Consider the following 24506-nt stretch of genomic DNA (forward strand, 5'->3'; position numbering starts at 1 on the left):
CCAAACGCAGCACGCGTCGTCAGACACTCAGAAGTCTCCGTCTACGTCGTGCGCTGATCAATAGCCGGTCATTTCAAGGTAGCCGCGCCCTGTGTGACTGCCTGATACCATGATCGGGCCTTCCCAATACTCAAATCGCGTTGCCATCCATGCTTTGGGCGTCAGGGCCGTGACTTCGACATCCACTCCGCGTTCAGGCAATTCAACGCGCCAGCGAACGGGGATGTCTCGCTCTGCGATCCGCGCTTTGTCCAGCGGGGTGAAACGGGTTGACCCGTCCGGCAACGGGGTTGTGGTGCCATCTGCGCCAATCCATGTGGCCGCCGTGAAATCTTGTTGCGTCCCGCGAAGACGGAATGCCATCAGCTTGTCTCCGTCGTCAAAACTGAGCGAGAACCAGTCCCATCCGATCTGATCCGCGGCCAGAGGTTGCGAGGACCATTCTCGATCCAGCCAGCCCTGACCCTGCACGGCGACATTGCCTTCCGGCAGGTGCAAAGTCCCCTCAACACGGTAGAAGGGCTGCGAATAGTAGTGGCTTGCCTGTCCTTCAGCGGATTTTACGGAATATCCGTCCGCCCCGTGAAACACCAACGGGCCTTGGGCTGTCAGGCTCAGGTCATACGTGAACTCTGCGCCGCTGGCACGCAGCTGCAAGCTGTTCAGATCATCCCCTCGCATATACCAATCATCGACCCATGCCTCGAACGGCGAGGCCGTCACTCCGGCCTGACCTATGCCGCCGCGAGAGAGACGCTCGGCCAGATAATGGTTGTCAGGCGTGGTGACGGCAGCGTGGCCCAGCCAAAGCTGAGGGTTTTGCCAGCCATCCGTTTCAAAGGGCTTCAGCGCTGAACGGAACAATGTCCACTGGATACCATAATCGCGCCCGTCCTCGCCTTGCAGATTGGCCGTCAGGTACCACCACTCGATCCGGTAGTTGGGGTGAGGACCATGGTCAGCCGGGAATTGAAATTGATATCCGCGTTGGGGGATCGCAAAGCCTTCGGCGGATCCGCCTAGGCCCGCATAGCCTTGCGCGTGAGCCCAATTGGGTAGAAGCAGAACGGCGATCAGAAACCAAGCCCTAACGTTCATTGGCAAATACCCTCAGTAAGTCCGCAGGTGGCAGGCGCAGCAGGCGCAAGGCAGGCAGGGCGGCCGCAACAAAAGCCGCCAGAATGGTCAGCGCCAGAAGATAGACCCAATCCACAGGGAAAAGATACATCGGCAAGCGCCAGCCAAAAGCCTCGACATTGATGACGGCCAGCAGGGCCCATGCAAGTGCAAGCCCAAGTGGCAGCGCCAGCACTGCTGTCAGTGCGGCCAACAGGATACTGCGCAGCACCTCGAGCCACGCCAGCCGATTCCGGGTTAGCCCCAGCGCCCAGACCGGCGCGATCTGGGGCAGGCGCTGGGTCCACAAGGTCAGCAGGCTGGTCAATATTGCAAACCCGGCCACACCCAGCGTCAGGACATTCAGAGCCGAGGTTACGACAAATGTCTTGTCGAACACTGCCAGCGATTGCGCCTTGATCGCCGCTTGCTGAACCACGGCGCCCGACGGCAGATCGAACCGGTCGCGCAACTCCTGCGCCAGAGCCGAGGCACGCTCGGGCGGTATGCGAATGCCGAATTGCCGTGTCTCGACCCCCGGTGCGATCATGTCCAAAAGCGGCATTGCGATAATGGCCTGCCCGGTTGGGTTGCCATAGTCGGAATAGACGGCGGCGATGGGCAAGGTGGTCGCCGATGTCAGCGCCAACTCATCGCCGGGCCAGAGGTTCTGACGGCGGGCGAGTTGCTCGTTGATCAATACTGCGCGCCCCTGCATCACTTGGTCCCACGCGCCGTCGGACGTGGCGATCAGCGGCCAGTTCTCGCGATAAGTCGGATGGTCCAGAACGCCGTATAGGAACAATGGACCGCTTTCATGCGCTATTTCGGTGTTGCGAATGGGCAGGATCATATCAGCCTGAGGGGCAAGCCACTGCGCGATCTCTTGGCCCTGCGCATCGTCGCCGGCGGTCAGGTAGAGTTCCGAAGCCAAACGCTGATCGAGCCAGCCGGTAAAGGTCAGGCGGAAGCTCGACACCATCGTGCTGACGCCGATATTGGCGGCCAGTGCCAGCAGTAGGGCCATCAATGCCAGCGAAAGGCCCGGTAGTTGCGCGCGCATATCCGACCAGACCCATTGCGCGACGGGGCCGTTCGCCCGAGCCCCGAAGCCGCGTAACAGGATGGACAGAAGGAACGGAAGCAGTAGGGCCGAGCCGGTCAGAAGGCCCGCGACCAGGATGAACCCAGCGATCAAGCCTCCGATCGCCAATTGCGCGCCGATACCCAGAGCAATCGCGGCTACTCCGGCCATCGCGATCACCCGTCGGCCCGAGGCAGCGCTGCGCCAGGCTTGAACGCCTGCCCCGGACAGCAGCGGCAGGTGGGCTAGTCGATACAGGGCGTGACCGCTGGCCAGCAAGGTACCACCCAGCGCCATGGCAAGTCCGGCCAAAGCCCATTGTGGTTGCAGGCTGATCTGCCCGCTGACTGGCGCGCCGTATAGACCGCGCAGCGTGGCGGCCACATCGGGCAACAGGGCACCAGCGATAAAGAACCCGAGCAGCAGACCCAACACGCCGCCGATCAGGGCCAGTAGGGTCAACTCGGCCAGAATGGTCCAGACCAGCCGCCGCATCGACACGCCAAGGGCGCGCAACGTGCGGATCATCGCGCGCCGTTGGGCGAAGGCCAGCCCAACCGTGCCATGAACGATGAAAAGACCCACTGCAAAGGACAAAAGCCCGAAGGCGGACAGGTTCAGATGAAAGCTGTCGGTCAATTGCGCGGTGTCCATTTGGTCCGCGGCGGGGATACGGTCGAGATCGGGGGTGATCTCTGGCAGAGCGGGCAGGCCCTTCGGTTGTTGTGGCAATACGACCAGGTGGCTGATCTGGCCACGACGGTCCAGCAGGGTTTCAGCCACGCCGATATCGGTCAGGATCAAACCGGGTGGCAGGGCGTCGCTGATCAGGACCGGCGGCAGAGACTGCTGGTTTTGCAACCGGTCGGCCACTGGGGGCGTTGTCAGCAAGCGACCCGGTGCGGTTAGCATATCGCCAGGGTAAGGCGGGGCAGCCCCTTCTTCGACCTGAGTAACAGCGGGCAGGGCCGGGTAAGCGACCATATCAACACCAAGCAACCGGAATCTGTTTTCTCCGATACGAACCGAGCCTTCAAGCACAGCGGCCACCTGCCAACCTGCGCGTCTGAGCGTTGCATATTGCTCAATCGGGATCGTCCCCGAGGGGTTGCGCAGCGTGTCGAAGCGGCCCAGCAGCAGTTGCTCGTTGGCGCGCTGATAGCTGGCCCGCGCTTCGGCATTGATGGCCTGAACCGCAGACCACAGGCCCGTGGCCAGCGCGATGCCGATCAGCAATGTGGCCAGTTGCAACCGATGCGCCCGCCAATGGGACAGCAGAGCCAGCAGGACGACACGCGTCATGCCACCCGCCCACCAGACAGATGCGCGTGATGATCCAGTCGCCCGGCAATGTCCTGTGAATGCGTGACGAGTAGTAGCGCCGCCTTGGTTTCCGCGATCAGGGACAGCATCAGGTCCAGCACCGTGGCGCTGGCGGTTTCGTCCAGATTTCCCGTCGGCTCATCCGCAAGCAGCAGCTTGGGTCGTGTTGCCATGGCGCGTCCGATGGCGACGCGTTGCTGCTGGCCTCCCGACAGGGTCTCGGGGTAGCGGTCCAGTAAATCGGACAGTCCCAGTCGCGTGGCCAGATGACCGACCCATTCTGCATCCAGCCGGTTCGCAAGCCGCGCGTGAAAAGCTAGGTTCTGCGCGACGGTCAGTGAAGGGATCAGGTTGAACTGCTGAAACACCAATGCCACGCTTTCACGGCGCAAGGTCGCCCGACCGGGATCGTCCAAACCAGACAGAGCGGTCCCGTCCAGCGTGATCTCGCCCCCGTCGAACCCATCAAGCGCACCCACAAGGTTCAAAAGCGTGCTCTTGCCGCTGCCGCTTTCGCCCGTCAGCGCCAGAGTTTGCCCGCGATCAAGGTTCAGCGTCACCCCTTGCAAAACGGGGCGACCACCCGGATAGGATTTCCGAACGTCGTCGATCTTCAGCAGCATTTCCAAGCCTCTAACGATGTCCGTCACAATGTGGACCCTTCGGCATTGGTGTCCAGACCAGAGTTGATTTCGCACCCTTTCGTCGCAGCCGGGCAGGTGGGGTTGTTCAGCCCTGTTGAACACGTCATGGTGAGGTCAAGTGGTCACAATGAGACGGGCGAGCATGACATTACCAGAGCAAATTGTCTGGGGCAGTCTTTATCTGGGGATTTGCTTCCTGATCGAGATCGTGCTGCTGACTTGGTGTACGCAGGTGATCCGAGTGCTTTCTCTGCGGTTGGAGCAGAGCAAACGGTTCTTTACCATCGCAGCACCTTTATGTACCGCGCTGGCGTTTATCGTTCTGATTCATACGTTTCAGGTCTGGCTATGGGCCGTTGTGTGGGTGCTGGGGGAAACACTGCCGGAATGGAATGAGGCGCTCTATTTCTCATTGGTGACATTCACGACACTTGGCTATGGCGATATTGTCTTGGGTGAGGGGCTGAGGATTTTCGGCGCCTTCGCCTCGGTGACGGGCCTGTTGGCGTTCGGGTTGTCCACAGCCTTCATGGTCGCCTTGATGACCCGTGTTTTTCAGGAAGAGTTGATCTCTTAAAGGATCGGCGCAAAGAGCCGCGCCAGAGGGGAGCCGAAGCGGATATAAAGGCGTTGTTCGGACAGGTCGCGGTCCAGCTCGTAGCTTTGTTCGAAATCCGCCTCCAGCATTTGGGCCACCGCATTGGCGGCGCGGCTGTCAAAAAAGAGCGCCATGGCCTCGAAATTCAGGCGGAAGGATCGGTTGTCTAGATTCGTGGTACCGACGGCGGCCAACGTGTCATCCACGACAAAAGCTTTTTGGTGCATGAACCCGTTGGTATAGCGGAAGACCCGCGCGCCACAGTCGCGCACCTCGTCGAAATAGGCAAAGGCTGCCAGCCAGGGCAGGCGGTGATCCATCACTTCGGGTACCAGAATGCGCACGTCTACCCCGCGCAGGGCAGCGTGCTGAAGGGCGGTCATTATGTCGATATCGGGCACGAAATAGGGCGATGCGATCCACAAACGCTCTTTCGCCTCGGTAATGGCGGCAAAGAACATCATTGAACCGGTTTCTGTTTCGTCACCGGGACCAGTTGCAACCAAAAGCGCGTTCATGTCCTGATCAGACTCCGAGCCTGCCCAGTCCAGATCGTCGATCAGGTCTTCTTCATGGGCCCAGTGCCAATCTTCGGTAAAGATCAATTGCAACTGTCGGACGATATGACCGCTCATCTTGATATGCGTATCGCGCCAGTGCCCGAAATAGCTGTCTTGCCCCAGATATTCGACGCCTACATTGTGCCCGCCGATAAACCCGGTTTCACCATCGATGATCACCGTCTTGCGGTGGTTGCGGTAGTTGAGCTGAAAGCGGTGTTGTGGTCCGCGCCGATCACGCGGGTTGGCAATCTCGACCCCGGCTTCGCGCAGCGTGTCCAGATAGGCCGTGGGCAGGCCATAGCTGCCGACAGCGTCAGTCATGAAGCGCACGCTCACGCCACGCTGGGCCGCGTCGATCAGTTTGGACTGCAACCTTTGGCCCAGCGCGTCATCGCGCACGATGTAGAACTGTATCAGGATGTAGTTCTGCGCCGCATCAATCGCCTCGAATATGGCGTCGAACGTGGCTTGCCCGTCGACCAGCAACGCGGCCCCGTTCCCGCGCGAGACGGGCAGGTGGGCAAGTGCCTCGAACGGGCGCGGGTTGATCCGCATCGTGGCCGGATCGGGTCGTGAGAAATCGGCGAATGTCTTGATCCCTTCGACCACACTTTCGCTGTGCTTGCGCGCGATGCGATAACCGCGAAACCTGTGGTGGCCCAGAAACAGATAGAGCGGGACGCCAAACACCGGGGCCGAGATCAGGAATACCACCCAGCCTACGGCCCCTTGCGGCGTGCGCGCGGTCTGCGCGGCGCGGATCGCAAAGACTGCCGCCAGCACATAAAGCGCAAAGACAAGCGCAGAAACAAGCAATGTCCACACGGGGTTATCGGCCCTCGTTCCAGTTATTTGCCCCAGTGTAGACCCGTTTGCGATCCGGGGCTATACGCGTGCTGAGATTAAAGCAACCGAGCCGCCAATTGCGCGAGGTCGGCCCGCAAGGTGTCCCGAACCTCGCCTGAATTTGGGCGGTCGCGCAGCGTTTCAAACCAATGCAGAGGTGGCCGCTTGCCCGCAGCCCTGTTCCAGCGCAGGCCGCGCAAAGTGCTTTGCGAGGTGTTGTTCAGCCGGTCCGGGATCTCGGTCCCGTTCAGCACCGCCCAAACACCTGTCCAAAGTCGGGCGACTGACCACGGGTTGTATCCGCCGCCACCCAACACCAGCAGGCGTGGCGCCAAGTCGCGCAGGGCTGCCACGGTGCGGCAATGGGCGTTGTTGGACAGGGTCAGGCGCGACAGAGGGTCCTCGGCCACTGCATCGGCCCCGCATTGCAGCACAATGGCCTGAGGTCGGAACGACATTGTGGCGGGCAGGATCAACTGGTCGAGGATCGTATAGAACTCATCATCATTCAGCCCGCGTTCGACGGGCAGATTGAACGCTGCACCGCCCGCCGTGTCCGTCAAAGCGCCGGTAAAGGGCCAACGGCGCGTTTCGTGGACCGAGATCATGCGGATTTTGGCCGACCCTGCAAATGCGCTTTCAACCCCGTCGCAGTGATGGGCGTCAATATCCACGTAGACGACTCGATCCAGCCCGGATTTCAACAAGGTCAGTATCGCCAGAACAGGATCGTTCAGATAGCAAAACCCGTTGGCGCGGTCCGCAAGCCCATGATGCGTGCCGCCTGCGGGGCTGAAAACGATGCCGCCCTCGCGCAGAAGTTCGGCACCCAGCATCGACCCTCCGGCGGCGGTGGCGGGACGGCGGTACATCTCGGCAAAAACAGGGTTGGACAAAGTTCCCAGCCCGTATCGGCTGCGGGTGTCATTCGAGACGGCCTGCTCGGCCTCGGCCTGTTGCAGCGCGGTGATGTAGTCCGGCGTATGAAATGCGTGCAGGGCAGAGGGTTTTGCGCAAGGACTGACACGGAAGTTCTGCTGGTTCAGCCAGCCTTGCGCGCGACACAGGTCGATGACCGTCGACACACGCGGAATCGCCAGCGGATGCTGTGTGCCGTAGGTAGAGTGCCGATAGATCTCGGACCCGATGAACACAGGCTGCATGGTTCACCCTGCGCGCGGGTCTTCGCCCAAGCTTCCATCCAGCGACATCATGATCGCAATCGGCCTGAGTGCTGGGATATGGCTGAACACGATGAGAATGCAGACGGTCAGCGGCACGCTGAGGAACGCGCCAATCATGCCCCAGACCGTGGTCCAGAAGGTCAGCGCCAGAATGACAAGGAAGGTCGACATGTTCAGCGATCGCCCCAGCATGGCAGGGTCCACAAAATTGCCGATGAGGAATTGGATGGTGCCGCACCCCAGCACGATGATCAGGAACGGACCGATGCTTTCAAATTGAACCAGCGCGATCATGGCCGGGAAAATGACCGCAATGATCGAGCCGATCGAGGGGATGAAATTCAGCGCGAAGGTCAGGACGGCCCAGGTCTCGGCATATTCCAGCCCGAGAACACGGAAGATCGAATAGCTGATCCCGGCCGTGACCAGGCTGATAAAGGTCTTTACCCCCACATACCGTTGCAGACTAAACGAAATGGCATCCAGCACCGCCGCGAAGTCTGCTCCGGTTTGAGGGTTCCCCGCAACCAGTTGTATTTTCTTGCGAAACGCCAACCGCTCGGCCATCAGGAACGCAACATAAAGGCTGATCAGAAAGAACTGATTCAGCAACGAGGTAGCGCTGCCCAGCATTACGCGCGCGACATAGGACATGTCGATGCTGATCAGATTGTCACGGATAAAACTTGTAACGTCATTGCCCACCAGCCCCGCGATCCGGTTCACGGCGCTGTCGAATTGATCTTCGTAGGTGTTGATCGAGCGGGCAAACTGTGTCGCCTGACTGCCCAGAATATACATGATCATGAACAAACCGGCCAAAACAACGATAACACCGGCGATGTTGGCAACCCAGACCGGCACGCGCGTGATGGAGATGACACGATCGCTGACCGCGATGATTAGAACGTTGATCAGCAAGGCCATGGTCAGCGGGATCAGAAAGGCGGACCCAGCATAAAGGCCCAGCACCACCAGCGTGGCGACTATCGCGGTGTCACGCACGACCGACAGGCGCAGTCGCGGTCGTGTCACATGTGGTTCCTGATCCAAAGGCATCGTTTTGTCTGTTGCAATTCTAGCTGTCTTGAGAAGCCGATTTTCTGCTCTGATCCTGCACAGCCGAGCAGGATTATGCAATGCGCGCAAGCGTTTGGGAGTATTAATTTGCGTTGAACCGGGTTTTGACGGTTCTGTGATCCTGCGCGCCGCGTTAAGATTTGGACATGAGCGCCAATATGATTCCTTCCGCAAACCGACCCCTTCAGGCGCTATGGCTGGCCTTTGGCCGGTTCAGTGCCAAAAACGGAATGGTCATGAGCAGCCATGTTGCCATGTCCCTGATGCTGGCCCTGTTTCCCTTCGTCCTGTTCACAGTCGCCTTGGCGGGGACACTGTCGCAAGACTATGTCACCAATGAGTTGATCGAGCTGATTTTCGGCGCTTGGCCCAAAGATGTCGCCGATCCGATCGTGGCCGAGCTGAGAGCAGTTTTGCAGGCTTCGAACTCCAGCGTAATCACGCTGGGGGGGCTGTTGGCAGTGTTTTTCGCCTCGAACGGGGTGATGGCAGTGCGGGCGGCGATGAATCAGGCTTATCATGATCAAGACAGTTGGCCGTTTTGGAAAACCCGCCTTTACTGTCTTGGACTGGTGATTGCCGGAGGAGCGACCGTTCTTGCGATTGCTGCAGTCGAGGTTGTCTTGCCAGTATATACAAGGCTTGTGTCCGAAAGAACGGATGTGAACGTGTCCAATTGGCTGTCCGTGGATCGGCTGCGCTGGACCTTTACAGTGGCGGTCCCAGCGGGGCTTGTGATGCTGGCCCATCTTCTGCTGCCGACGCGGCGCCACAAGCTGACGCAAATCCTGCCCGGCGTGGCGTTGACGCTTGCGCTCTGGGCGGCGGGCGGGTGGGGCTTCTCGATCTATATCGGGCAGTTCGCCTCGTACAACGCGACCTATGCGGGGCTGGCCGGAGTGATGGCGGCACTGATTTTCCTGTACCTCTGCGCGGCCATGCTGATTTTGGGGGCCGAGTTCAACGGGGCGTTGATGGATCTGGGCGAGGCGGCGGACTAGCTTCACCACATCCCGGCGCTGTGCTGCCTTGTTTGGGTCATTTTCCCGGCAAACTCTGCGTGTACCGGTACAGACAAGGTCAAACCCGTCTGTGTTAAAAGGTGCCCAATGTCAGATAAACCGGTTCACACGTCGCAACTGCAACGCCCGCTGTCGCTGGCACAGCGGATCGAAGATTTGCGGACCCGCAAGCCGGAATACCTCAACCATGGGGACGCGCTTTTGATGCAAGGGATTGCTACCGCATCGTTGCGCCAGCAGGTTCTGGCAGGAGACTTCCTGTCGATGGAAGATTAAGTCTCGCTGCGAAACCCTGTCGCCACAACGAATTTTTCCGAACTGTCGGACCGCGAGGCAGGCGGTTTCACGTTGGCGACCTTGGTGAATTTCTGCTTAAGCAGCTTTTGCAAATCGCCCTCGGCCCCTCCGGCCAGAACCTTCGCGACAAATGTGCCGCCTTCTTCCAGCACATCAAAGGCGAAGTAAGCGGCAGTTTCACACAGTGCCATGATGCGCAAATGGTCGGTTTGCTTGTGCCCGGATGAGGCAGCGGCCATGTCCGACATCACCACATCAGCCTTGCCGCCCAACCACTCTTTGACCTTCTCGTCGGCATCGTCTTCCATGAAGTCCAGCACATGCGCGGTTGCGCCCGCGACGGGTTCGACCTCCTGCAGATCAACGCCCAGTACGGTGCCGATCCGCTTGCCGCTTTTCTCGCCAAGCGCGTTCACTCTTTTGACAGCCACCTGCAACCAACCTCCGGGCGCGCAGCCCAGATCAACGACGCGTGCACCGGGAACCAGAAAGCGGAATTTATCGTCCAGTTCCAATATTTTGAATGCTGCACGCCCTCGGTACCCCTCGGCCTGTGCGCGTTTAACATAGGGGTCGTTCAATTGCCGTTCCAGCCAGCGGGTCGAGCTGAGTTTACGCCCACGCGCCGTCTTGACCTTAACCTTCAGGTCGCGTTGCCCGCGACCCGAGTTGCTTTTTCCAGTTGGTGTCTTCGCCATCAGAACGGTCCGTCTTCCAATACGCCGTCCGCGCTCATCTGCGCATAAAGCAGTCCTTCACGCAGCCCCCGGTCCGCCACGGAAAGGCGGTCGGTGGGCCAGCAGCGCAAGAGGGCCTGCAAAATGGCCGAGCCGGACATGATCAGGGCCTGCCGGTCGTCGCCAATGCGCGGGTCCCGGCGTCGACCCTGAGGGCCGAGTTCTAGATACCCTCGTATCACTTTGTCAATCTGATCGCTGGTCATGCGCAAACCGTCTACCTTGGTCCGGTCATAGCGCTTCAACCCCAGATGTGAGGCAGCCACGGTCGTAACCGTCCCGCTGGTGCCAACGATCTGGAACCCTTCGCGGGCCTGTTCGTCCTTGTAAGGCGCAAAATCGGCGAGGTTCTCTTCAAAAAACCAGCTCATCAGAGCAAAGCGGGCTGAATCGTCCTCAACATCGTTGAACTGATCACGCAGCGTTGCCACACCCAGCGGAACGCTGATCCAATCCACCACCTTGGCCGCAGGGAACGGGCTTTCGGCCGGGTGAAACCCATGGTGCAACCGCATGATCGCGGCAGGCCGGTCACGGCGCGCAATGGATGAGATATCGATCCACACCAATTCGGTCGAGCCGCCGCCGATATCGACCACCAGCAACTGTTCAGTCTTGGTCGACACGAGCGGCGCGCATGAGATCACGGCCAGGCGTGCCTCTTCCTCGGGCTGGATGATCTCAAGCGTCAGGCCGGTTTCGCGCTTTACCTGACGGATGAAATCACGCGCGTTCTTGGCGCGGCGGCAGGCCTCGGTCGCGACAAGGCGCATCCGTTTGACTTTATTGCGTTTCAGCTTCTGCTGACAGATGCGCAAAGCCTGAATGGTGCGCGCCATCGAGGACCGAGACAGCCGTCCGGTCCTTTCGAGCCCCGCACCCAACTGCACGGATTTCGAGAAACTGTCGACCACATGAAAGCCGCTGCCCTTGGGCTGGGCAATCAACATGCGACAACTATTTGTACCCAGATCCAGTGCCGCATACAGCGCATCGGGATCGGGCCTTGCCGGCGCGGGGCTTTCAACCGCCTTCGGGAACGCGCCCGCACCTTTGGGACGCTTGGGCGCCATCTTCAACGCCCTCCGATTATCGAGTTACCCCGACCATAGGTCGCGCGTTCTTGTCGCGCAAGACGCTCATTATTGTGATGAGGATTTTGATATGCGCGTTTGATGCCGAATTCGTTACAACCCCGGTATCCCGTCGTAGGCAAAACGTCGTTTGAAATGCGCCTTGTGTCGAAAACCGACCGACCTGCGACCATATAGATGTTTAGAACCGGTCCATCTGGTTAGGAGGAATCATACGCGATGCCTGACGTCACCATCGTTTACTGGCGCGACATCCCTGCTCAAGTCATCGTCGGCAAAGGCCGTCGAGGTGCCAAGCGGCAGTTGGAGGAGCGGTTCGAACAAGCCATCGACCGAGCGGCGATGAAGGTGAATGCCAAGGACAGCGATGCCTATCTGGCCGAATGGCGCAAAGCAGATCCTTTCGCGGTCGAGGGCGAGCCCTCGGAGATCGCCGAAGCCGAAGCAGCGCGTCTGGAAGCGGAATATGATCAGGACCGTATCAAAGCTCTGATCGCAAATGACGGTTGGGCATGAGCCCGAAATCTATATGGGAGGCCGCTATGGCTTTGCTGAACTTCAAAAAACGTGATGCCGCCGAAAACGGCCCTGTGAACCCGACCGTCGAAGCCTTTTTGCTGGGCTATTCGATCGAGGTGATGCCGCGCACCGCCGAAAAGGTCGAAGATTTCCGCGCGCTGCTGCCTGAAGGCACTCGCGTCTACATCGCCCATATCGAGGGCACGCCCATCGAGGACATGGTCAAGACCGCCAAGCGCATCGCTGCCGAGGGCTATCCGGTGATGCCGCACTTCCCCGCGCGGATCATCAAGGACGCCGGGACGCTGGAAAACTGGATTTCGATGTATCAGGGCGAAGCGGGCGTTGAGCAGGCGCTTCTGCTGGCCGGTGGTGTCGAGAAACCCCATGGCGATTTCCACAGCTCGATGCAGCTGATGGAGACCGGTCTGTTCGACAAGGCAGGCTTCAAGCGTCTGCACGTGGCAGGCCACCCCGAGGGCAATAAGGATATTGACCCGGACGGTTCGACCAAGAACGTGGAAGACGCGCTGCGCTGGAAACAGAAATTCAGCGAAACCACCGACGCCGAAATGGCGTTGGCCACTCAGTTCGCCTTTGACGCCAAACCGATCATCGCTTGGGCCGACAGCCTGAAAGAGGCAGGGATCGATTTGCCGATCCATATCGGTATCGCGGGTCCGGCCAAGCTGCAGACCCTGATCAAATTCGCCATCGCCTGCGGTGTTGGCCCATCGCTGAAGGTTCTGCAAAAGCGCGCCATGGACGTGTCCAAGCTGCTGCTGCCCTACGAGCCCAACGATGTTCTGACCGAGTTGGCCAACCACAAGGCCGCCAACCCGGACTTCAACATCACCAACGTGCATTTCTTCCCACTTGGCGGTATCAAAACCAACGCCACCTGGGCCATCAACAACGGCGGCGCTTCGGCAAAGCCTGCAAACTCCTAAGGAACGGACATGACCCGTACTGTCGTCGAATCAAAAACAAAAACCGCCGTTCTGGGCTTTGACGAACCGTTCTGCGTGATCGGTGAACGGATCAACCCCACGGGCCGCAAGAAACTGGCTGCGGAACTGGAAGCGGGCGATTTCTCGACTGTTGAGAAAGACGCGCTGGCACAGGTTGCGGCAGGCGCGACCGTTCTGGATATCAACGCGGGTGTTGTCTACAACTCGAACCCCAACCCGAACGAGACCGAGCCGCCGCTGATGACCAAGATCGTCGAGTTGGTGCAGGGTCTGGTCGACGTACCGCTGTGCATCGACAGCTCGGTTCCTGGTGCTCTGGAAGCCGGTCTTGAGGCGGCTGAAGGTCGCCCACTGCTGAACTCGGTCACCGGTGAAGAAGAGCGCCTGGAGCTGGTTCTGCCGCTGGTCAAGAAATACAACGTGCCGGTTGTGGCGATCTCGAATGACGATACCGGGATTTCCGAAGACCCCGATGTACGGTTCGACGTGGCCAAGAAGATCGTGGAACGTGCAGCCGATTTCGGCATTCCGGCGCATGACATCGTGGTTGACCCGCTGGTCATGCCCATCGGCGCGATGGCAACCGCTGGCCAGCAGGTTTTTGCGCTGGTCCGTCGTTTGCGTGAAGAGCTGGGCGTGAATACCACTTGCGGCGCGTCCAATATCTCGTTCGGCCTGCCGAACCGCCACGGCATCAACAACGCCTTCCTGCCGATGGCGATGGGCGCAGGCATGACCTCTGCGATCATGAACCCGGTCGCGCTGCCCGTTGGTCCCAAGAAGCTGGCTGAAAAGAAGGCCGAAGTAGAAGCCAAAGGTATCATTCTGCCTGCGGATATGGATGATGAGACTTTCTGCCAACTGTTCGGTCTGGGCTCGACCCAGCCGCGTGCCGGCAAGGAAATGGAGGCCATCCGCGCCGCTAACCTGCTGACCAACAATGACCCCCATGGCGGGGCATGGATCAAGTTCAACAAATCACCTGAAGAAGCCGCAGCAGCCGGTGCTGCAGGCGGTCGTCGCGGCGGTGGCCGTCGTCGTCGCGCCTGATCCGTCGGCAAGAAAGAACCGAAGGCCGGGCCAACTGCCCGGCCTTTTTTGTTCTGGATTTTCTTGTCCTTTGGTGAAGGTTGCGACTTGTGTTTGGGAAAGCGGCAATGCTATCCCCAACCCCGCGGCGGGTATGATGTAATGGTAGCCTGTCAGCTTCCCAAGCTGAACGCGCGGGTTCGATTCCCGCTACCCGCTCCAGTTTTCCCAGATCAGATCACGCGGCCCGGCGCGCCTGAAACAGGTTGATGATTGCCGGGATTTCGATGCCGTTTTCGGTGTCGAATTGCTCAAGGTTTTTGGCAACGTCGGCTTCAATGGCCGCTACATCCTCGTCGGTTCCATTGAAATGGCCGATCACACGGGCCGCCGGTCCAACTCGCGTACACAGCGCAGCGGTGCCCGGCACACCGTTGAAACCAGGCAAGGACAATGGCACGGGGTCTGCCTTGATGTCGGTCAGTCCAGCGTCGTTCATCATTCCGGCGACATAGTCCAGATCGTGAAAGGCAAGCGGTCCGGGGGCAAATCGGCCATATTTGGGCGGATTGCCCAGCCGCGCCGTGGCAGAGACGTGAGGAATCTTGAACCAAGGATTGCCTGCAAGTGGCCCCCATGCGGCAAAAGTCATCTGTCCACCGGGTTTCAGCGCGCTTGCGATATTGCGGAATGCTGCAACCGAATCCTGAAAGAACATGACCCCGAACCTCGAAATCGCAGCATCGAACTCGCCTTCCAAAAAAGCCTGTGTCTGGGCGTCAGCGTAAAGAAAACTCATATTTGTCAGGTTTTCAGCGCGTGCGCGCTCCTGGGCGCGGTCCAGAAAGGCTTGCGAGATGTCTGCGCTTTGGACATGACCCGAACCGCCGACACGCTTCGCCGCTGCAAGCGAACTGACGCCGGTGCCACATCCGATGTCCAATACCCGCATACCTTCGACAATATTGGCGCGGCTTAGAACAAGGTCCAGCACTGGGGTGAATACGTGATCCAACTGATCCTCGTATGTCAGCCATTTCACGCCCGACGGCGACTTGCCCCAATACTCAGCCTGTTCTTCGTTCGGTGTGTGCATTGGGGCCTCCGTCGTTTGATCCGACTATGACCTGCGGCGGCGACGACGGCCAGATTTTTCGTCATCCCCGCCGCCGGTGTTGAAGGACGGCGCGGGCAGGGTGACCACCTGCGCCAGTTCTGGGAACGGGTCGGTTTTGTGCGGGATCGCGTTGGCGGCGACGAAATGTTCCTGAAACTTTGGCTCGATGGCGGTTTCGACCTTGGTGATCTCGCGCACAACGCGCTCGATTTCCTTGCGCGATCCGATGTTGCACAAGGCGATCCGGGCACCGGTGCCAGCCGCGTTGCCCGCGCTGGAAACCTTGTCCAGCGGCGCGTCTGGGATCATGCCCAGAACCATCGCGTGTTTGGTCGAGATATGGGCACCGAACGCCCCGGCCAGAACCACGCGGTCAACGGTGTCGACCTCCATCTCATCCATCAGCAGGCGCGCACCGGCATAGAGTGCCGATTTCGCCAGCTGGATGGCGCGGATGTCACCTTGGGTCACGGTGATACGCGGGCCGCCCTCGGCGCTGGCATCGTGGATCAGATAGGCGTGGGTGCGGCCTTCGGGTACGCAGCGGGCGGTGCCGGTTTGCTCGGCGGACCCGATCAAGCCGCTTTCATCCAGCAGCCCGGCGATGCGCATCTCGGCCACAGCCTCGATAATGCCCGAGCCACAGATGCCGGTGATCCCGGTGGTGGCGATATCAAGATCGAACCCGTCCTCATCGGACCACTTGTCCGATCCGATGATGCGGAAGCGGGGTTCCTTGGTTGCAGGGTCAATTTCGATGCGCTCAATCGCTCCCGGAGCGGCGCGCTGGCCGGAACTGATCTGCGCGCCCTCGAACGCGGGGCCGGTGGGTGAGGAACAGGCCAGCACGCGTGTGGTGTTGCCCAGCAGGATTTCGGCATTGGTGCCCACATCGACGATCAACACGAGGTCTTCGGACTTGCCGGGTTCCTCGGAGAGCGCAACGGCGGCACAGTCGGCGCCCACATGTCCCGCAATACAAGGTAGGATATAAACCTGCGCGCGCGGGTTCATCTTGGTCAGGTCCATCTCACGTGCGGGCAAGGACATGCTCTCGGAAGTGGCCAACGCGAAGGGGGCCTGCCCCAGCTCGACCGGATCCAGACCCAGCAGCAGGTGGTGCATGACCGGGTTGCAGACGAAAACCGTCTCCACGATCAGCGCGGTGTCGATCCCGGCCTCCTCGGCGATGGAGATAGTCAGATCGTTGATCGCCTCGCGCACCGCGCGGGTCATTTCCTGATCACCACCGGGGTTCATCATGGCGTAGGACACGCGGCTCATCAGGTCTTCACCAAAGCGGATCTGCGGGTTCATCAGGCCAGACGAGGCCTTGACCTCACCGGTCTCCAGATCGGTCAGGTGGGCAGCGATGGTGGTTGAGCCAAGGTCGATGGCCAGACCGTACAGCCCTTGTTCATGCAGGCCGGGCCAAATTTCGACCACCTTGGCGACCTCATCCTTGTGGCCTTTGTGGACGGCCACCGTGACCTCCCACTTGCCTTTGCGCAGCACCGGTTGCAGCTTGGCCATCAGCGACAGATCGGCGGTGACGGCCTCAATGTTCCACTGCTGGCGCAGGGCGCGTTCCAACCGCTCCAGATCGCCGGTGGGCGAGTGCATGTCGGGTTCCTCGACCACCACGAAATACAGCCGCGTCGCCGGGTCCATGGTGATGGCGCGTGCGGCAGCCGCTTTGCGGACGACCTGACGATGGACCTGAGACTCAGGCGGCACGTCGATCACGATATCGCCCTGAACCGTCGCCTGACAGCCCAGACGGCGGCCAGGCTTGAGCCCGCGCTTGTCGTCATAGCGTTGTTCGACCGCGTTCCATTCGCTCAGCGCGTCCTCAGATACGGTGACACCGTGCTTGGGAAACTCACCATAGCTGGGCGTGATCTGGCACTTCGAACAAATCCCGCGTCCGCCGCAGACCGAATCCAGATCGACACCCAACTGCCGGGCGGCGGTCAGAACCGGGGTGCCAACGGGGAAATGCCCGCGTTTGCCCGAGGGGGTAAAGACGACAAGGGGGTCGGTGGTCATATTTGGCCTGCCTTTTGTATTCGCGCGTATGCCGGGGAAGATATGGGTTTGTGCGCAAAGGGAAAGGCCAATCAGCGGCACGTTTGTCGCCGGTTGCGTCGTTTTTTGCCGCGGCAATGTCCCGCAGGAGAAAACTAGTTCAGATCAGGGGCTTTCCCTTGGGTTCAATCCATGTCATAGGGTCGCCGTCAAACGGGGTTTTGCATGGGGTTGGCAGATGCAGATTCGTGAGGCACTCACCTTTGACGACGTACTTCTGGTTCCGGGCGCATCTTCTGTGCTGCCCGCGACGGCGGATACGACCACGCGTGTGACGCGCGAGATTACCATGAACATTCCGCTGCTCAGCTCAGCGATGGACACGGTGACCGAGGCGCGAATGGCGATTGCTATGGCGCAGGCCGGTGGGATCGGTGTGATCCACAAGAACCTGACGACCGAGGAACAGGCCCGCGAAGTGCGCCGGGTCAAGCGGTTCGAATCCGGTATCGTTTATAACCCCGTGACATTGCGCGCTGATCAGACGCTGGCCGACGCGCAGGCGCTAGTCGAGCGGTACAACTTCACCGGCTTCCCTGTGGTCGATCCTGATGGTCGCGTCGTGGGTATTGTGACCAACCGTGACATGCGCTTTGCGACCTCGGACGACACGCCGATCCACGCGATGATGACCACCGACAATCTGGCAATGCTTCAGGAGCCGGCTGATCTGGAAGAAGCCAAAAGTCTGATGAAGGCGCGCCGGATCGAAAAGTTGCTGGTCGTAGATGGCGCAGGCAAGCTGACCGGCCTGCTAACCCTGAAAGACACCGAACAAGCAGTGCTTAACCCCACAGCCTGCAAGGACCGTCTGGGCCGCCTGCGTGTTGCAGCGGCTACTTCGGTCGGGGACGCAGGTTTTGAGCGGTCCGAGCAGTTGGTGGATTCCGGCGTCGACATCATCGTTGTGGACACCGCGCATGGCCATTCGCAAGGTGTGTTGGACGCGGTGAAGCGGGTGAAGACCCTGTCGAACGAAGTTCAGATCATCGCGGGCAACGTCGCGACCGGCGACGCGACCAAGGCGCTGATTGATGCGGGTGCGGATGCGATCAAGGTTGGGATCGGGCCGGGCTCGATCTGTACCACGCGGATGGTGGCCGGTGTGGGTGTGCCTCAGCTGACGGCGATCATGGATTGCGCAGGGGCTGCCGGGGACGTGCCGGTGATCGCCGATGGCGGCATCAAGTTCTCGGGCGATTTCGCCAAAGCGATTGCAGCGGGGGCGTCCTGCGCCATGGTAGGTTCAATGATCGCGGGCACCGATGAAAGCCCCGGTGAGGTCATTCTGTATCAGGGCCGTTCGTTCAAATCCTATCGTGGCATGGGCAGCCTGGGCGCAATGGCGCGCGGCTCGGCGGATCGCTATTTCCAGAAGGACGCCGCCAACGACAAGCTGGTGCCCGAAGGGATCGAGGGGCAGGTGCCCTATAAAGGATCTGCCAGCGCGGTGGTGCATCAACTGGTTGGGGGTCTGCGCGCGGCCATGGGATATACCGGCTGTGCCACCGTGGAAGAGATGCGCAGGAACTGCAATTTCGTAAAGATCACGGGTGCAGGGCTGAAAGAAAGCCACGTGCATGACGTGCAGATCACGCGCGAAAGCCCGAACTACCGGGTGATGTAAAACCTAAACCATTGCAGCACGGCGCTCGGTTTGGGCGCCGTTTTGCATTCTAGCCACATTATCGGACAGACCCATGATCCCAGCAGCCCGCGTACAGGCCTCGATCGAGATCCTTGATCAGATACTCTCGGGCGTTCCGGTTGAAAAAGCGTTGACGGGCTGGGCGCGGCGCAGCCGGTTTGCGGGCTCCAAGGATCGGGCAGCGATACGGGATCACGTATTTCAGGCGTTGCGGTGCAAGCGATCTTATGCCGCGTTGGGCGGGGCTGAAACCGGGCGTGGCCTGATGATCGGCGCTTTGCGTGCTGTTGGGGCGGATTTGGCTGAAACGTTCACGGGTCAGGGTCATGCGCCAGATGCGCTGACCGATGACGAAGCGGGTCGCGATTTCGCGTCGGATGCCGAGCGCTATGACATCCCCGACTGGTTGTGGCCCATGTTTCAAACGTCTCTGGGCGATGAGGCAGTGGCGGTCGCTCAGGCACTACAAAACCGGGCACCGGTTCACGTGCGGGTCAACCTGTCCAAGTCGGATCGGGCAGGTGCCATTGCCGCTTTGGCGACCGACGGGATTGCGGCGCAAGAACACCCGGCATGTAACACCGCGCTGGAGATTGGGGAGGGCGCGCGCAAGATTGCGCAAAGCCGCGCTTATTCCGAGGGTGTGGTCGAATTGCAGGATGCGGCAAGTCAGGCCGTTGTGGCAGCACTGGATTTGCGACCAGGTTTGCGCGTTCTGGACTATTGCGCTGGCGGCGGGGGGAAATCTCTGGCTTTTGCGGCCTATTCCGGGGTCGAGGTTTTTGCCCATGACGTAAACCCCGAACGGATGCGCGATCTGCCCGCGCGCGCCGAACGGGCCGCTGCGCGGATCAAGATGCTGGCAACCGATGAGGTGGCGTCCCAAGCGCCTTTCGACATTGTACTGGTCGATGCGCCCTGTTCCGGCAGTGGATCATGGCGGCGGGCGCCGGCGGGGAAATGGGCGTTGGATGCGCAACGGCTGACTGAATTGACAGCGCTTCAATCCCGAATTCTGTCAGACACGTCTGTCTTGGTCGATGCGGGCGGTGTGCTGGCTTATGCAACATGCTCGATGCTGAACGAGGAAAACGGTGCCGTAGTAGATAAATTTACGTCCGCCCATCCTGACTGGTCAGAGAGTTTTCGCAAACTGTGGCTGGCGTCCCACGGAACGGATGGGTTCTTTGCAGCACACTTGACGCGATAGGTGGTCGCGAAATAACAACCTTGAGGAGAGTGTCTGAATTTCATTAAACGGACATTAACCTATTTTGGGCTCACTTGCGCGAACGCCCCAAGACCAGAGTTGTTTATGTCAGAAACCACAGATGTTTTTTCCGACCTCGCCCTTCGCAAAACTCCGGCAGTGGCGCGGCTGACGCTGTTGGCTGTTGTTGGAATTCTGGTCGCCATAGCCCCCTTGGCAGGCGTGTTGCCGGGCGGCTGGGGTGGGGGGTTTATCGTTGCGGGAATCTCGCTTTTAGCGGCAGGTGCGCTGGTTGCGGCACGCGGTGGCATCATGGATTGGGCCACGAGGAAATCCGCGGGGGTGATGGCAGCATTTGCGGAACAAGACCTGTTTCCCTGCATCACCGCCAACGCAGATGGCGTCATTCTGACCGCAAACACCGCCGCACGTGAACGGTTTCATGCAACGCCAGGCACGCGAATTGATAAGTGCCTTACGGCCATTTTTGCTAATCCGGCGGCGATTTTACTGCGCCTTCAGGCAATGGCCGAAATCCACGGCAAAGCGCGAGAAGAGGTTGTTTCCGTCGGTTCAACCGTTCCGATATCGGTGTTTGGGGTGAACAATGACTTGTTTTGCTGGCGGTTTCATCTGGAAGCGCCGGGTCAGTGGGAAGACGTTTCGGTCCCGGTAGTGACGCTTGGACGCAACGGAGCAGTGATACGTTCCAACAGGATGGCGAAACATCTTCTGGGTCAGACACCGGAAACAGCTAAACAGCTCTTTTCCAGTGAGCCGCCTGAGGATGGTAAAATCGTCTCGATTGACACCAAGGATGGTTCGGTTTCCGTGGTCACTAAGGAACTGTCCAAATCGGGATCGGTAGTCGACTTGGCTCTGGTTCCAGTGGACACTTCAAACACTCCTCGAACTGAGGCTCCGTTTGCTGACCTTCCGGTTGCCATCATGTGTCTGTCGCCGAACGGAGAAATTCTGGACGCCAACCGGCTGGCCGTGAAACTTGTTGGCGAGATCGTTCCAGGCCAGACAAATGTTGTCCAGATTATGCAGGGGCTCGGCTATCCCATCTTAGATTGGCTGGCCCGCGCAGCGGCCGAAGACAGCCCGCCAAGTTCGGAGTTTCTGCGGTTGCCACGGCAGGACAAAGAGATGTTCGTGCAGGTGACGCTGAGCCGCGTGGTAAATAACGGCGAGGTCTGCCTGATCGCGGTTCTGAACGATGCCACCGAACTCAAGACGCTTGAGGCACAATTCGTACAGGGCCAAAAGATGCAGGCCGTCGGTCAGTTGGCCGGGGGCGTGGCGCATGATTTCAACAACCTGCTGACGGCGATTTCGGGGCATTGTGACCTGTTGCTGCTGAGGCATGATCAGAATGATCCTAACTATGGTGATCTGGTGCAGATTAACCAGAATGCCAACAGGGCGGCAGCTCTGGTCAGTCAGTTGCTGGCCTTTTCGCGCAAGCAGACCTTGCAGCCCGAGGTGTTGGACTTGCGGGACACGATCTCGGACCTGATCCATCTGTTGAACCGGCTGGTGGGTGAGAAAATCCGCCTGATCCTCAGCCATGATCCAGTGCTGAAACCGGTGCGCGCCGACAAGCGGCAGTTGGAACAAGTGTTCATGAACCTAGTCGTGAATGCCCGCGACGCCATGTCCGAAGGTGGCGAGGTGCGGATCGAGACTGAAGTGGTGTCGCTGACTGAGCCTCTGCGCCGCGATCGCGCTACAGTGCAACCGGGGGAGTATGTCACCGTCAAGGTGATCGATAGTGGTACGGGTATTCCGGCGGACAAGTTGCAAAAAGTGTTCGAGCCTTTCTACACAACTAAACGTACGGGCGAGGGGACGGGGCTAGGCCTGTCAACGGTCTACGGTATTGTGAAACAGACCGGCGGTTTTATCTTTGTTGACAGCGTTTTGGGCCGGGGAACCGAGTTTACGGTTTATCTGCCGGTCTCAGCTGCATCCGAACGTGTCGAAGAACCCGCCGTGCAGGCACCGCAAACACAAGCTGCGCGTCAGGGTGAAGGCGTAGTTCTGTTGGTCGAGGATGAAGCACCGGTGCGCGCCTTTGCAACCCGCGCGCTGCGCCTGAAGGGCTATACCGTTTTGGAAGCAGATTCGGCGGAAGAGGCGCTGCATCTGCTGGAAGACGGGGCCCTGAATGTCGATCTCTTCGTCACCGACGTGGTGATGCCGGGCATGGATGGCCCAACCTGGGTGCGTCAGGCGATGAAAGACCGTCCAGATGTCCGCGTCATTTTCATGTCGGGATATACCGAAGGGGCATTTGGCGACTCGGGTCCCGAGCTTGCGCATTCGGCTTTCCTGCCGAAGCCGTTTTCCTTGAACGAACTGACCGAAGCGGTGTTCCAGCAATTGAACTGAAACAGTCAGAGGGCCGCGTCGTGACACGCGAACTCGGCCGCATGTTTGCGCCGGAATTTGCGCTCGGTTTCGGCGCTTAGCGTCAAGTCACGGAGGGGAGATACATTCTCGCGCGGTAGTGTGATCTCCATATTCAGACGGGATTGTAGGAAGCTCAGGATTTTGTCCTGATGTTCATATTTGAAGACGTGCGTCGCCCCGAATCCGTTGCTGCGGGTGCGGAAGAACTGGCTCTGGCTGCCGACATCCGCATATTCCGGACGCGGGGATTGCATATAGGCCTGAACATAGTCGTCAAAGCTGAGATCATGGGTTGAATGAGGGTGATTCAGCCGCTCGGGACGGCTGCGGAATCGATACCAACTGCCCAGCCAGTCGATCGGTTCGCGGACCACGGCCATGATCTCCATCTCTGCGTCGTGCATTTTTCTGAAAATGTTCTGAAAGAAACGGTCATAGCGCCGGACCGGAGCATGTTTCAGGTCGGGCGGTCCTGTGACAACGATATCCGCCCGGTCCCGCAAAGCGCTGTGGTAAGCGGTGCTGCCGGTTTTGGGGACGGACAGAAATGCAAGACGTTCCTCATAGAAAACAAGCATTTAATCGTCCCTGTCAGAGTTCATTCTTTTTTGCAAATTGGCGTAAACGACTCTTTAACACAATTGCCGAAAGGTAAGTTCTGTAAGTTTTAGTTGAAATGTTCTCTTTTTGGTCTCATAAGGAACAAGAGGCGAACAAAGCAGTGATTGCCGCCCGTTCAAGGGTGTGACACAAGAGAAGGCGACAGGACAATGGCGGATCTTCTGACGATGAGCGACAAGAAAAACGCAGACAAGCAAAAGGCGCTCGACAGCGCGCTGGCCCAGATTGAACGGCAGTTCGGCAAGGGCTCGATCATGAAGCTGGGCGAGGATTCCAAACAGGATATCGAGGCCAGCTCGACCGGATCGCTGGGTCTGGATATCGCGCTGGGGATTGGCGGTCTGCCGATGGGCCGAATTGTTGAGATTTACGGGCCAGAAAGTTCGGGCAAGACCACGCTGACGCTGCATTGTATTGCAGAACAGCAAAAGCGCGGCGGTGTCTGTGCGTTCGTTGACGCGGAACACGCGTTGGACCCGCAATATGCTCGTAAGCTGGGTGTCGATCTGGATGAGTTGCTGATCTCGCAGCCCGACACGGGCGAGCAGGCGCTTGAGATCACTGATACTCTGGTGCGCTCGGGTGCGGTGAATATGGTTGTGGTCGACTCGGTCGCGGCGCTGACGCCGAAATCTGAGCTGGAGGGCGACATGGGCGACAGCAATGTCGGCGTGCAGGCCCGTCTGATGAGCCAGGCGATGCGCAAGCTGACCGGCTCGATCAGCCGTTCGAATTGTATGGTGATCTTCATTAACCAGATTCGGATGAAAATCGGCGTCATGTTTGGCAGCCCGGAGACGACCACTGGGGGCAACGCGCTGAAATTCTACAGCTCGGTGCGTTTGGACATTCGGCGTATCGGCGCGATTAAGGACCGCGATGAGGTTGTCGGCAACCAGACCCGCGTCAAAGTTGTAAAAAACAAGGTGGCCCCGCCGTTCAAGCAGGTGGAATTCGACATCATGTATGGCGAAGGCATCAGCAAGATGGGCGAGCTGCTGGATCTGGGCGTTAAGGCCGGTGTGGTTGAGAAGTCGGGCTCTTGGTTCAGCTACGGGGACGAGCGGATCGGGCAGGGGCGTGAGAATGCCAAACAATATCTGCGCGATAACAGTCGCTCGGCGTTGGAGATTGAGGACAAGATCCGCGCCGCGCATGGGTTGGACTTCGACATGCCGCCCGGTGCCACTGAGGATGACGATATTCTCGAAGCCTGACGGCATCCCGGAATTGTGAACGCGGGGCGGTCCATTGGGGCCGCCTTGTTTCGTTTGCGTGGCCTCCCCTGTGGACTATC

At 59.4% G+C, this 24506-nt stretch carries 21 protein-coding genes and 1 tRNA gene; 11 read left to right on the plus strand and 11 right to left on the minus strand.

Going from position 1 to position 24506, the window contains the following annotated elements:
• Positions 1-57: 57 nt before the first annotated feature.
• Genes GOV79_RS17330 through GOV79_RS17340 form a run of 3 tightly spaced genes read right to left on the minus strand, consistent with a single transcriptional unit; the run spans position 58 to position 4146 of the window.
• Positions 58-1098, minus strand: coding sequence for a lipocalin-like domain-containing protein (locus GOV79_RS17330; RefSeq protein ID WP_170790835.1), 1041 nt, complete (start codon positions 1096-1098; stop codon positions 58-60).
• Complete coding sequence (locus tag GOV79_RS17335) at positions 1088-3502, minus strand: FtsX-like permease family protein (protein ID WP_170790838.1); 2415 nt, start codon at positions 3500-3502, stop codon at positions 1088-1090. The genes GOV79_RS17330 and GOV79_RS17335 overlap by 11 nt, the downstream gene beginning before the upstream one ends.
• Complete coding sequence (locus GOV79_RS17340; protein ID WP_170791091.1) at positions 3499-4146, minus strand: ABC transporter ATP-binding protein; 648 nt, start codon at positions 4144-4146, stop codon at positions 3499-3501. Before GOV79_RS17340 ends, GOV79_RS17335 begins: the two co-directional genes overlap by 4 nt.
• 163 nt (positions 4147-4309) lie before the next feature.
• On the opposite strand from GOV79_RS17340, the gene GOV79_RS17345 reads away from it, so the two are divergent.
• Positions 4310-4744 carry an ion channel gene (locus GOV79_RS17345; RefSeq protein WP_170769812.1) on the plus strand — a complete coding sequence of 145 codons (435 nt, stop codon included), beginning with the start codon at positions 4310-4312 and terminating at the stop codon, positions 4742-4744.
• Here GOV79_RS17345 and cls read toward each other — a convergent pair.
• From cls to GOV79_RS17360, 3 genes are all read right to left on the minus strand, one after another.
• Positions 4741-6153, minus strand: coding sequence for a cardiolipin synthase (gene cls / locus GOV79_RS17350; protein WP_170790840.1), 1413 nt, complete (start codon positions 6151-6153; stop codon positions 4741-4743). The two genes, GOV79_RS17345 and cls, sit on opposite strands and share 4 nt — an antisense overlap.
• A gap of 77 nt (positions 6154-6230) precedes the next feature.
• A complete protein-coding gene (locus tag GOV79_RS17355) occupies positions 6231-7337 on the minus strand; it encodes an acetoin utilization protein AcuC (RefSeq protein WP_170790842.1) in 1107 nt (368 codons plus the stop codon).
• Between the two features lie 3 nt (positions 7338-7340).
• Positions 7341-8393 carry an AI-2E family transporter gene (locus GOV79_RS17360; protein ID WP_331252720.1) on the minus strand — a complete coding sequence of 351 codons (1053 nt, stop codon included), beginning with the start codon at positions 8391-8393 and terminating at the stop codon, positions 7341-7343.
• Between the two features lie 203 nt (positions 8394-8596).
• Between GOV79_RS17360 and GOV79_RS17365 the strand changes: the two genes are divergently transcribed.
• Positions 8597-9439: a YihY/virulence factor BrkB family protein gene (locus GOV79_RS17365; protein WP_408015523.1), complete on the plus strand. Its 843-nt coding sequence runs from the start codon at positions 8597-8599 to the stop codon at positions 9437-9439.
• Between the two features lie 108 nt (positions 9440-9547).
• Positions 9548-9736 carry a hypothetical protein gene (locus GOV79_RS17370; protein ID WP_170769808.1) on the plus strand — a complete coding sequence of 63 codons (189 nt, stop codon included), beginning with the start codon at positions 9548-9550 and terminating at the stop codon, positions 9734-9736.
• Here GOV79_RS17370 and GOV79_RS17375 read toward each other — a convergent pair.
• Entirely contained in the window at positions 9733-10455 is a 723-nt protein-coding gene (locus GOV79_RS17375) for an RlmE family RNA methyltransferase (RefSeq protein ID WP_170790849.1), read from the minus strand. The two genes, GOV79_RS17370 and GOV79_RS17375, sit on opposite strands and share 4 nt — an antisense overlap.
• A complete protein-coding gene (locus GOV79_RS17380) occupies positions 10455-11567 on the minus strand; it encodes a Ppx/GppA phosphatase family protein (RefSeq protein WP_170790851.1) in 1113 nt (370 codons plus the stop codon). The genes GOV79_RS17375 and GOV79_RS17380 overlap by 1 nt, the downstream gene beginning before the upstream one ends.
• Before the next feature lie 240 nt (positions 11568-11807).
• Between GOV79_RS17380 and GOV79_RS17385 the strand changes: the two genes are divergently transcribed.
• The 4 genes from GOV79_RS17385 (at position 11808) to GOV79_RS17400 (ending at position 14329) form a co-directional block, all read left to right on the plus strand.
• Entirely contained in the window at positions 11808-12104 is a 297-nt protein-coding gene (locus GOV79_RS17385) for a virulence factor (RefSeq protein WP_170769805.1), read from the plus strand.
• Between the two features lie 26 nt (positions 12105-12130).
• Positions 12131-13057 carry a methylenetetrahydrofolate reductase gene (locus GOV79_RS17390; RefSeq protein WP_170790853.1) on the plus strand — a complete coding sequence of 309 codons (927 nt, stop codon included), beginning with the start codon at positions 12131-12133 and terminating at the stop codon, positions 13055-13057.
• Positions 13058-13066: 9 nt separating this feature from the next.
• Positions 13067-14128: a methyltetrahydrofolate cobalamin methyltransferase gene (locus GOV79_RS17395; RefSeq protein WP_170769803.1), complete on the plus strand. Its 1062-nt coding sequence runs from the start codon at positions 13067-13069 to the stop codon at positions 14126-14128.
• A 127-nt stretch (positions 14129-14255) separates the two neighbouring features.
• Positions 14256-14329, plus strand: a tRNA-Gly gene (locus GOV79_RS17400).
• Between the two features lie 16 nt (positions 14330-14345).
• Here the strand turns inward: GOV79_RS17400 and GOV79_RS17405 are convergent.
• On the minus strand, positions 14346-15203 hold the full coding sequence (locus GOV79_RS17405; protein ID WP_170790855.1) for a class I SAM-dependent methyltransferase: 858 nt from the start codon (positions 15201-15203) through the stop codon (positions 14346-14348).
• A 24-nt stretch (positions 15204-15227) separates the two neighbouring features.
• Positions 15228-17273, minus strand: a complete 2046-nt coding sequence (locus GOV79_RS17410; protein ID WP_170790857.1) for an ASKHA domain-containing protein — start codon at positions 17271-17273, stop codon at positions 15228-15230.
• 217 nt (positions 17274-17490) lie between these two features.
• On the opposite strand from GOV79_RS17410, the gene guaB reads away from it, so the two are divergent.
• From guaB to GOV79_RS17425, 3 genes are all read left to right on the plus strand, one after another.
• Positions 17491-18939, plus strand: a complete 1449-nt coding sequence (guaB, locus tag GOV79_RS17415) for an IMP dehydrogenase (protein ID WP_170790858.1) — start codon at positions 17491-17493, stop codon at positions 18937-18939.
• Between the two features lie 73 nt (positions 18940-19012).
• Entirely contained in the window at positions 19013-20170 is a 1158-nt protein-coding gene (locus tag GOV79_RS17420; RefSeq protein WP_170790860.1) for an RsmB/NOP family class I SAM-dependent RNA methyltransferase, read from the plus strand.
• Positions 20171-20275: 105 nt separating this feature from the next.
• On the plus strand, positions 20276-22567 hold the full coding sequence (locus GOV79_RS17425) for an ATP-binding protein (RefSeq protein ID WP_170790862.1): 2292 nt from the start codon (positions 20276-20278) through the stop codon (positions 22565-22567).
• 5 nt (positions 22568-22572) lie between these two features.
• Here the strand turns inward: GOV79_RS17425 and GOV79_RS17430 are convergent, their stop codons facing one another.
• Positions 22573-23166 (minus strand): sulfotransferase family 2 domain-containing protein, encoded by a 594-nt coding sequence (locus GOV79_RS17430; RefSeq protein WP_170790863.1) that lies wholly within the window; start codon positions 23164-23166, stop codon positions 22573-22575.
• Between the two features lie 192 nt (positions 23167-23358).
• Between GOV79_RS17430 and recA the strand changes: the two genes are divergently transcribed.
• Positions 23359-24426 carry a recombinase RecA gene (gene recA, locus GOV79_RS17435; RefSeq protein ID WP_170354230.1) on the plus strand — a complete coding sequence of 356 codons (1068 nt, stop codon included), beginning with the start codon at positions 23359-23361 and terminating at the stop codon, positions 24424-24426.
• Positions 24427-24506 lie beyond the last annotated feature (80 nt).

Origin of the sequence: Ruegeria lacuscaerulensis (genome assembly GCF_013034745.1) — a bacterium.
Lineage (GTDB): Bacteria > Pseudomonadota > Alphaproteobacteria > Rhodobacterales > Rhodobacteraceae > Ruegeria > Ruegeria lacuscaerulensis_B.

Bases quoted from the DNA above. Each gene is read 5' to 3' on its own strand.
- GOV79_RS17330 (WP_170790835.1), bottom strand. From the start codon at position 1,098: ATGAACGTTAGGGCTTGGTTTCTGATCGCCGTTCTGCTTCTACCCAAT.
- GOV79_RS17335 (WP_170790838.1), bottom strand. From the start codon at position 3,502: ATGACGCGTGTCGTCCTGCTGGCTCTGCTGTCCCATTGGCGGGCGCAT.
- GOV79_RS17340 (WP_170791091.1), bottom strand. From the start codon at position 4,146: ATGCTGCTGAAGATCGACGACGTTCGGAAATCCTATCCGGGTGGTCGC.
- GOV79_RS17345 (WP_170769812.1), top strand. From the start codon at position 4,310: ATGACATTACCAGAGCAAATTGTCTGGGGCAGTCTTTATCTGGGGATT.
- GOV79_RS17355 (WP_170790842.1), bottom strand. From the start codon at position 7,337: ATGCAGCCTGTGTTCATCGGGTCCGAGATCTATCGGCACTCTACCTAC.
- GOV79_RS17365 (WP_408015523.1), top strand. From the start codon at position 8,597: ATGATTCCTTCCGCAAACCGACCCCTTCAGGCGCTATGGCTGGCCTTT.
- GOV79_RS17370 (WP_170769808.1), top strand. From the start codon at position 9,548: ATGTCAGATAAACCGGTTCACACGTCGCAACTGCAACGCCCGCTGTCG.
- GOV79_RS17375 (WP_170790849.1), bottom strand. From the start codon at position 10,455: ATGGCGAAGACACCAACTGGAAAAAGCAACTCGGGTCGCGGGCAACGC.
- GOV79_RS17380 (WP_170790851.1), bottom strand. From the start codon at position 11,567: ATGGCGCCCAAGCGTCCCAAAGGTGCGGGCGCGTTCCCGAAGGCGGTT.
- GOV79_RS17385 (WP_170769805.1), top strand. From the start codon at position 11,808: ATGCCTGACGTCACCATCGTTTACTGGCGCGACATCCCTGCTCAAGTC.
- GOV79_RS17390 (WP_170790853.1), top strand. From the start codon at position 12,131: ATGGCTTTGCTGAACTTCAAAAAACGTGATGCCGCCGAAAACGGCCCT.
- GOV79_RS17395 (WP_170769803.1), top strand. From the start codon at position 13,067: ATGACCCGTACTGTCGTCGAATCAAAAACAAAAACCGCCGTTCTGGGC.
- GOV79_RS17405 (WP_170790855.1), bottom strand. From the start codon at position 15,203: ATGCACACACCGAACGAAGAACAGGCTGAGTATTGGGGCAAGTCGCCG.
- GOV79_RS17410 (WP_170790857.1), bottom strand. From the start codon at position 17,273: ATGACCACCGACCCCCTTGTCGTCTTTACCCCCTCGGGCAAACGCGGG.
- guaB (WP_170790858.1), top strand. From the start codon at position 17,491: ATGCAGATTCGTGAGGCACTCACCTTTGACGACGTACTTCTGGTTCCG.
- GOV79_RS17420 (WP_170790860.1), top strand. From the start codon at position 19,013: ATGATCCCAGCAGCCCGCGTACAGGCCTCGATCGAGATCCTTGATCAG.
- GOV79_RS17425 (WP_170790862.1), top strand. From the start codon at position 20,276: ATGTCAGAAACCACAGATGTTTTTTCCGACCTCGCCCTTCGCAAAACT.
- GOV79_RS17430 (WP_170790863.1), bottom strand. From the start codon at position 23,166: ATGCTTGTTTTCTATGAGGAACGTCTTGCATTTCTGTCCGTCCCCAAA.
- recA (WP_170354230.1), top strand. From the start codon at position 23,359: ATGGCGGATCTTCTGACGATGAGCGACAAGAAAAACGCAGACAAGCAA.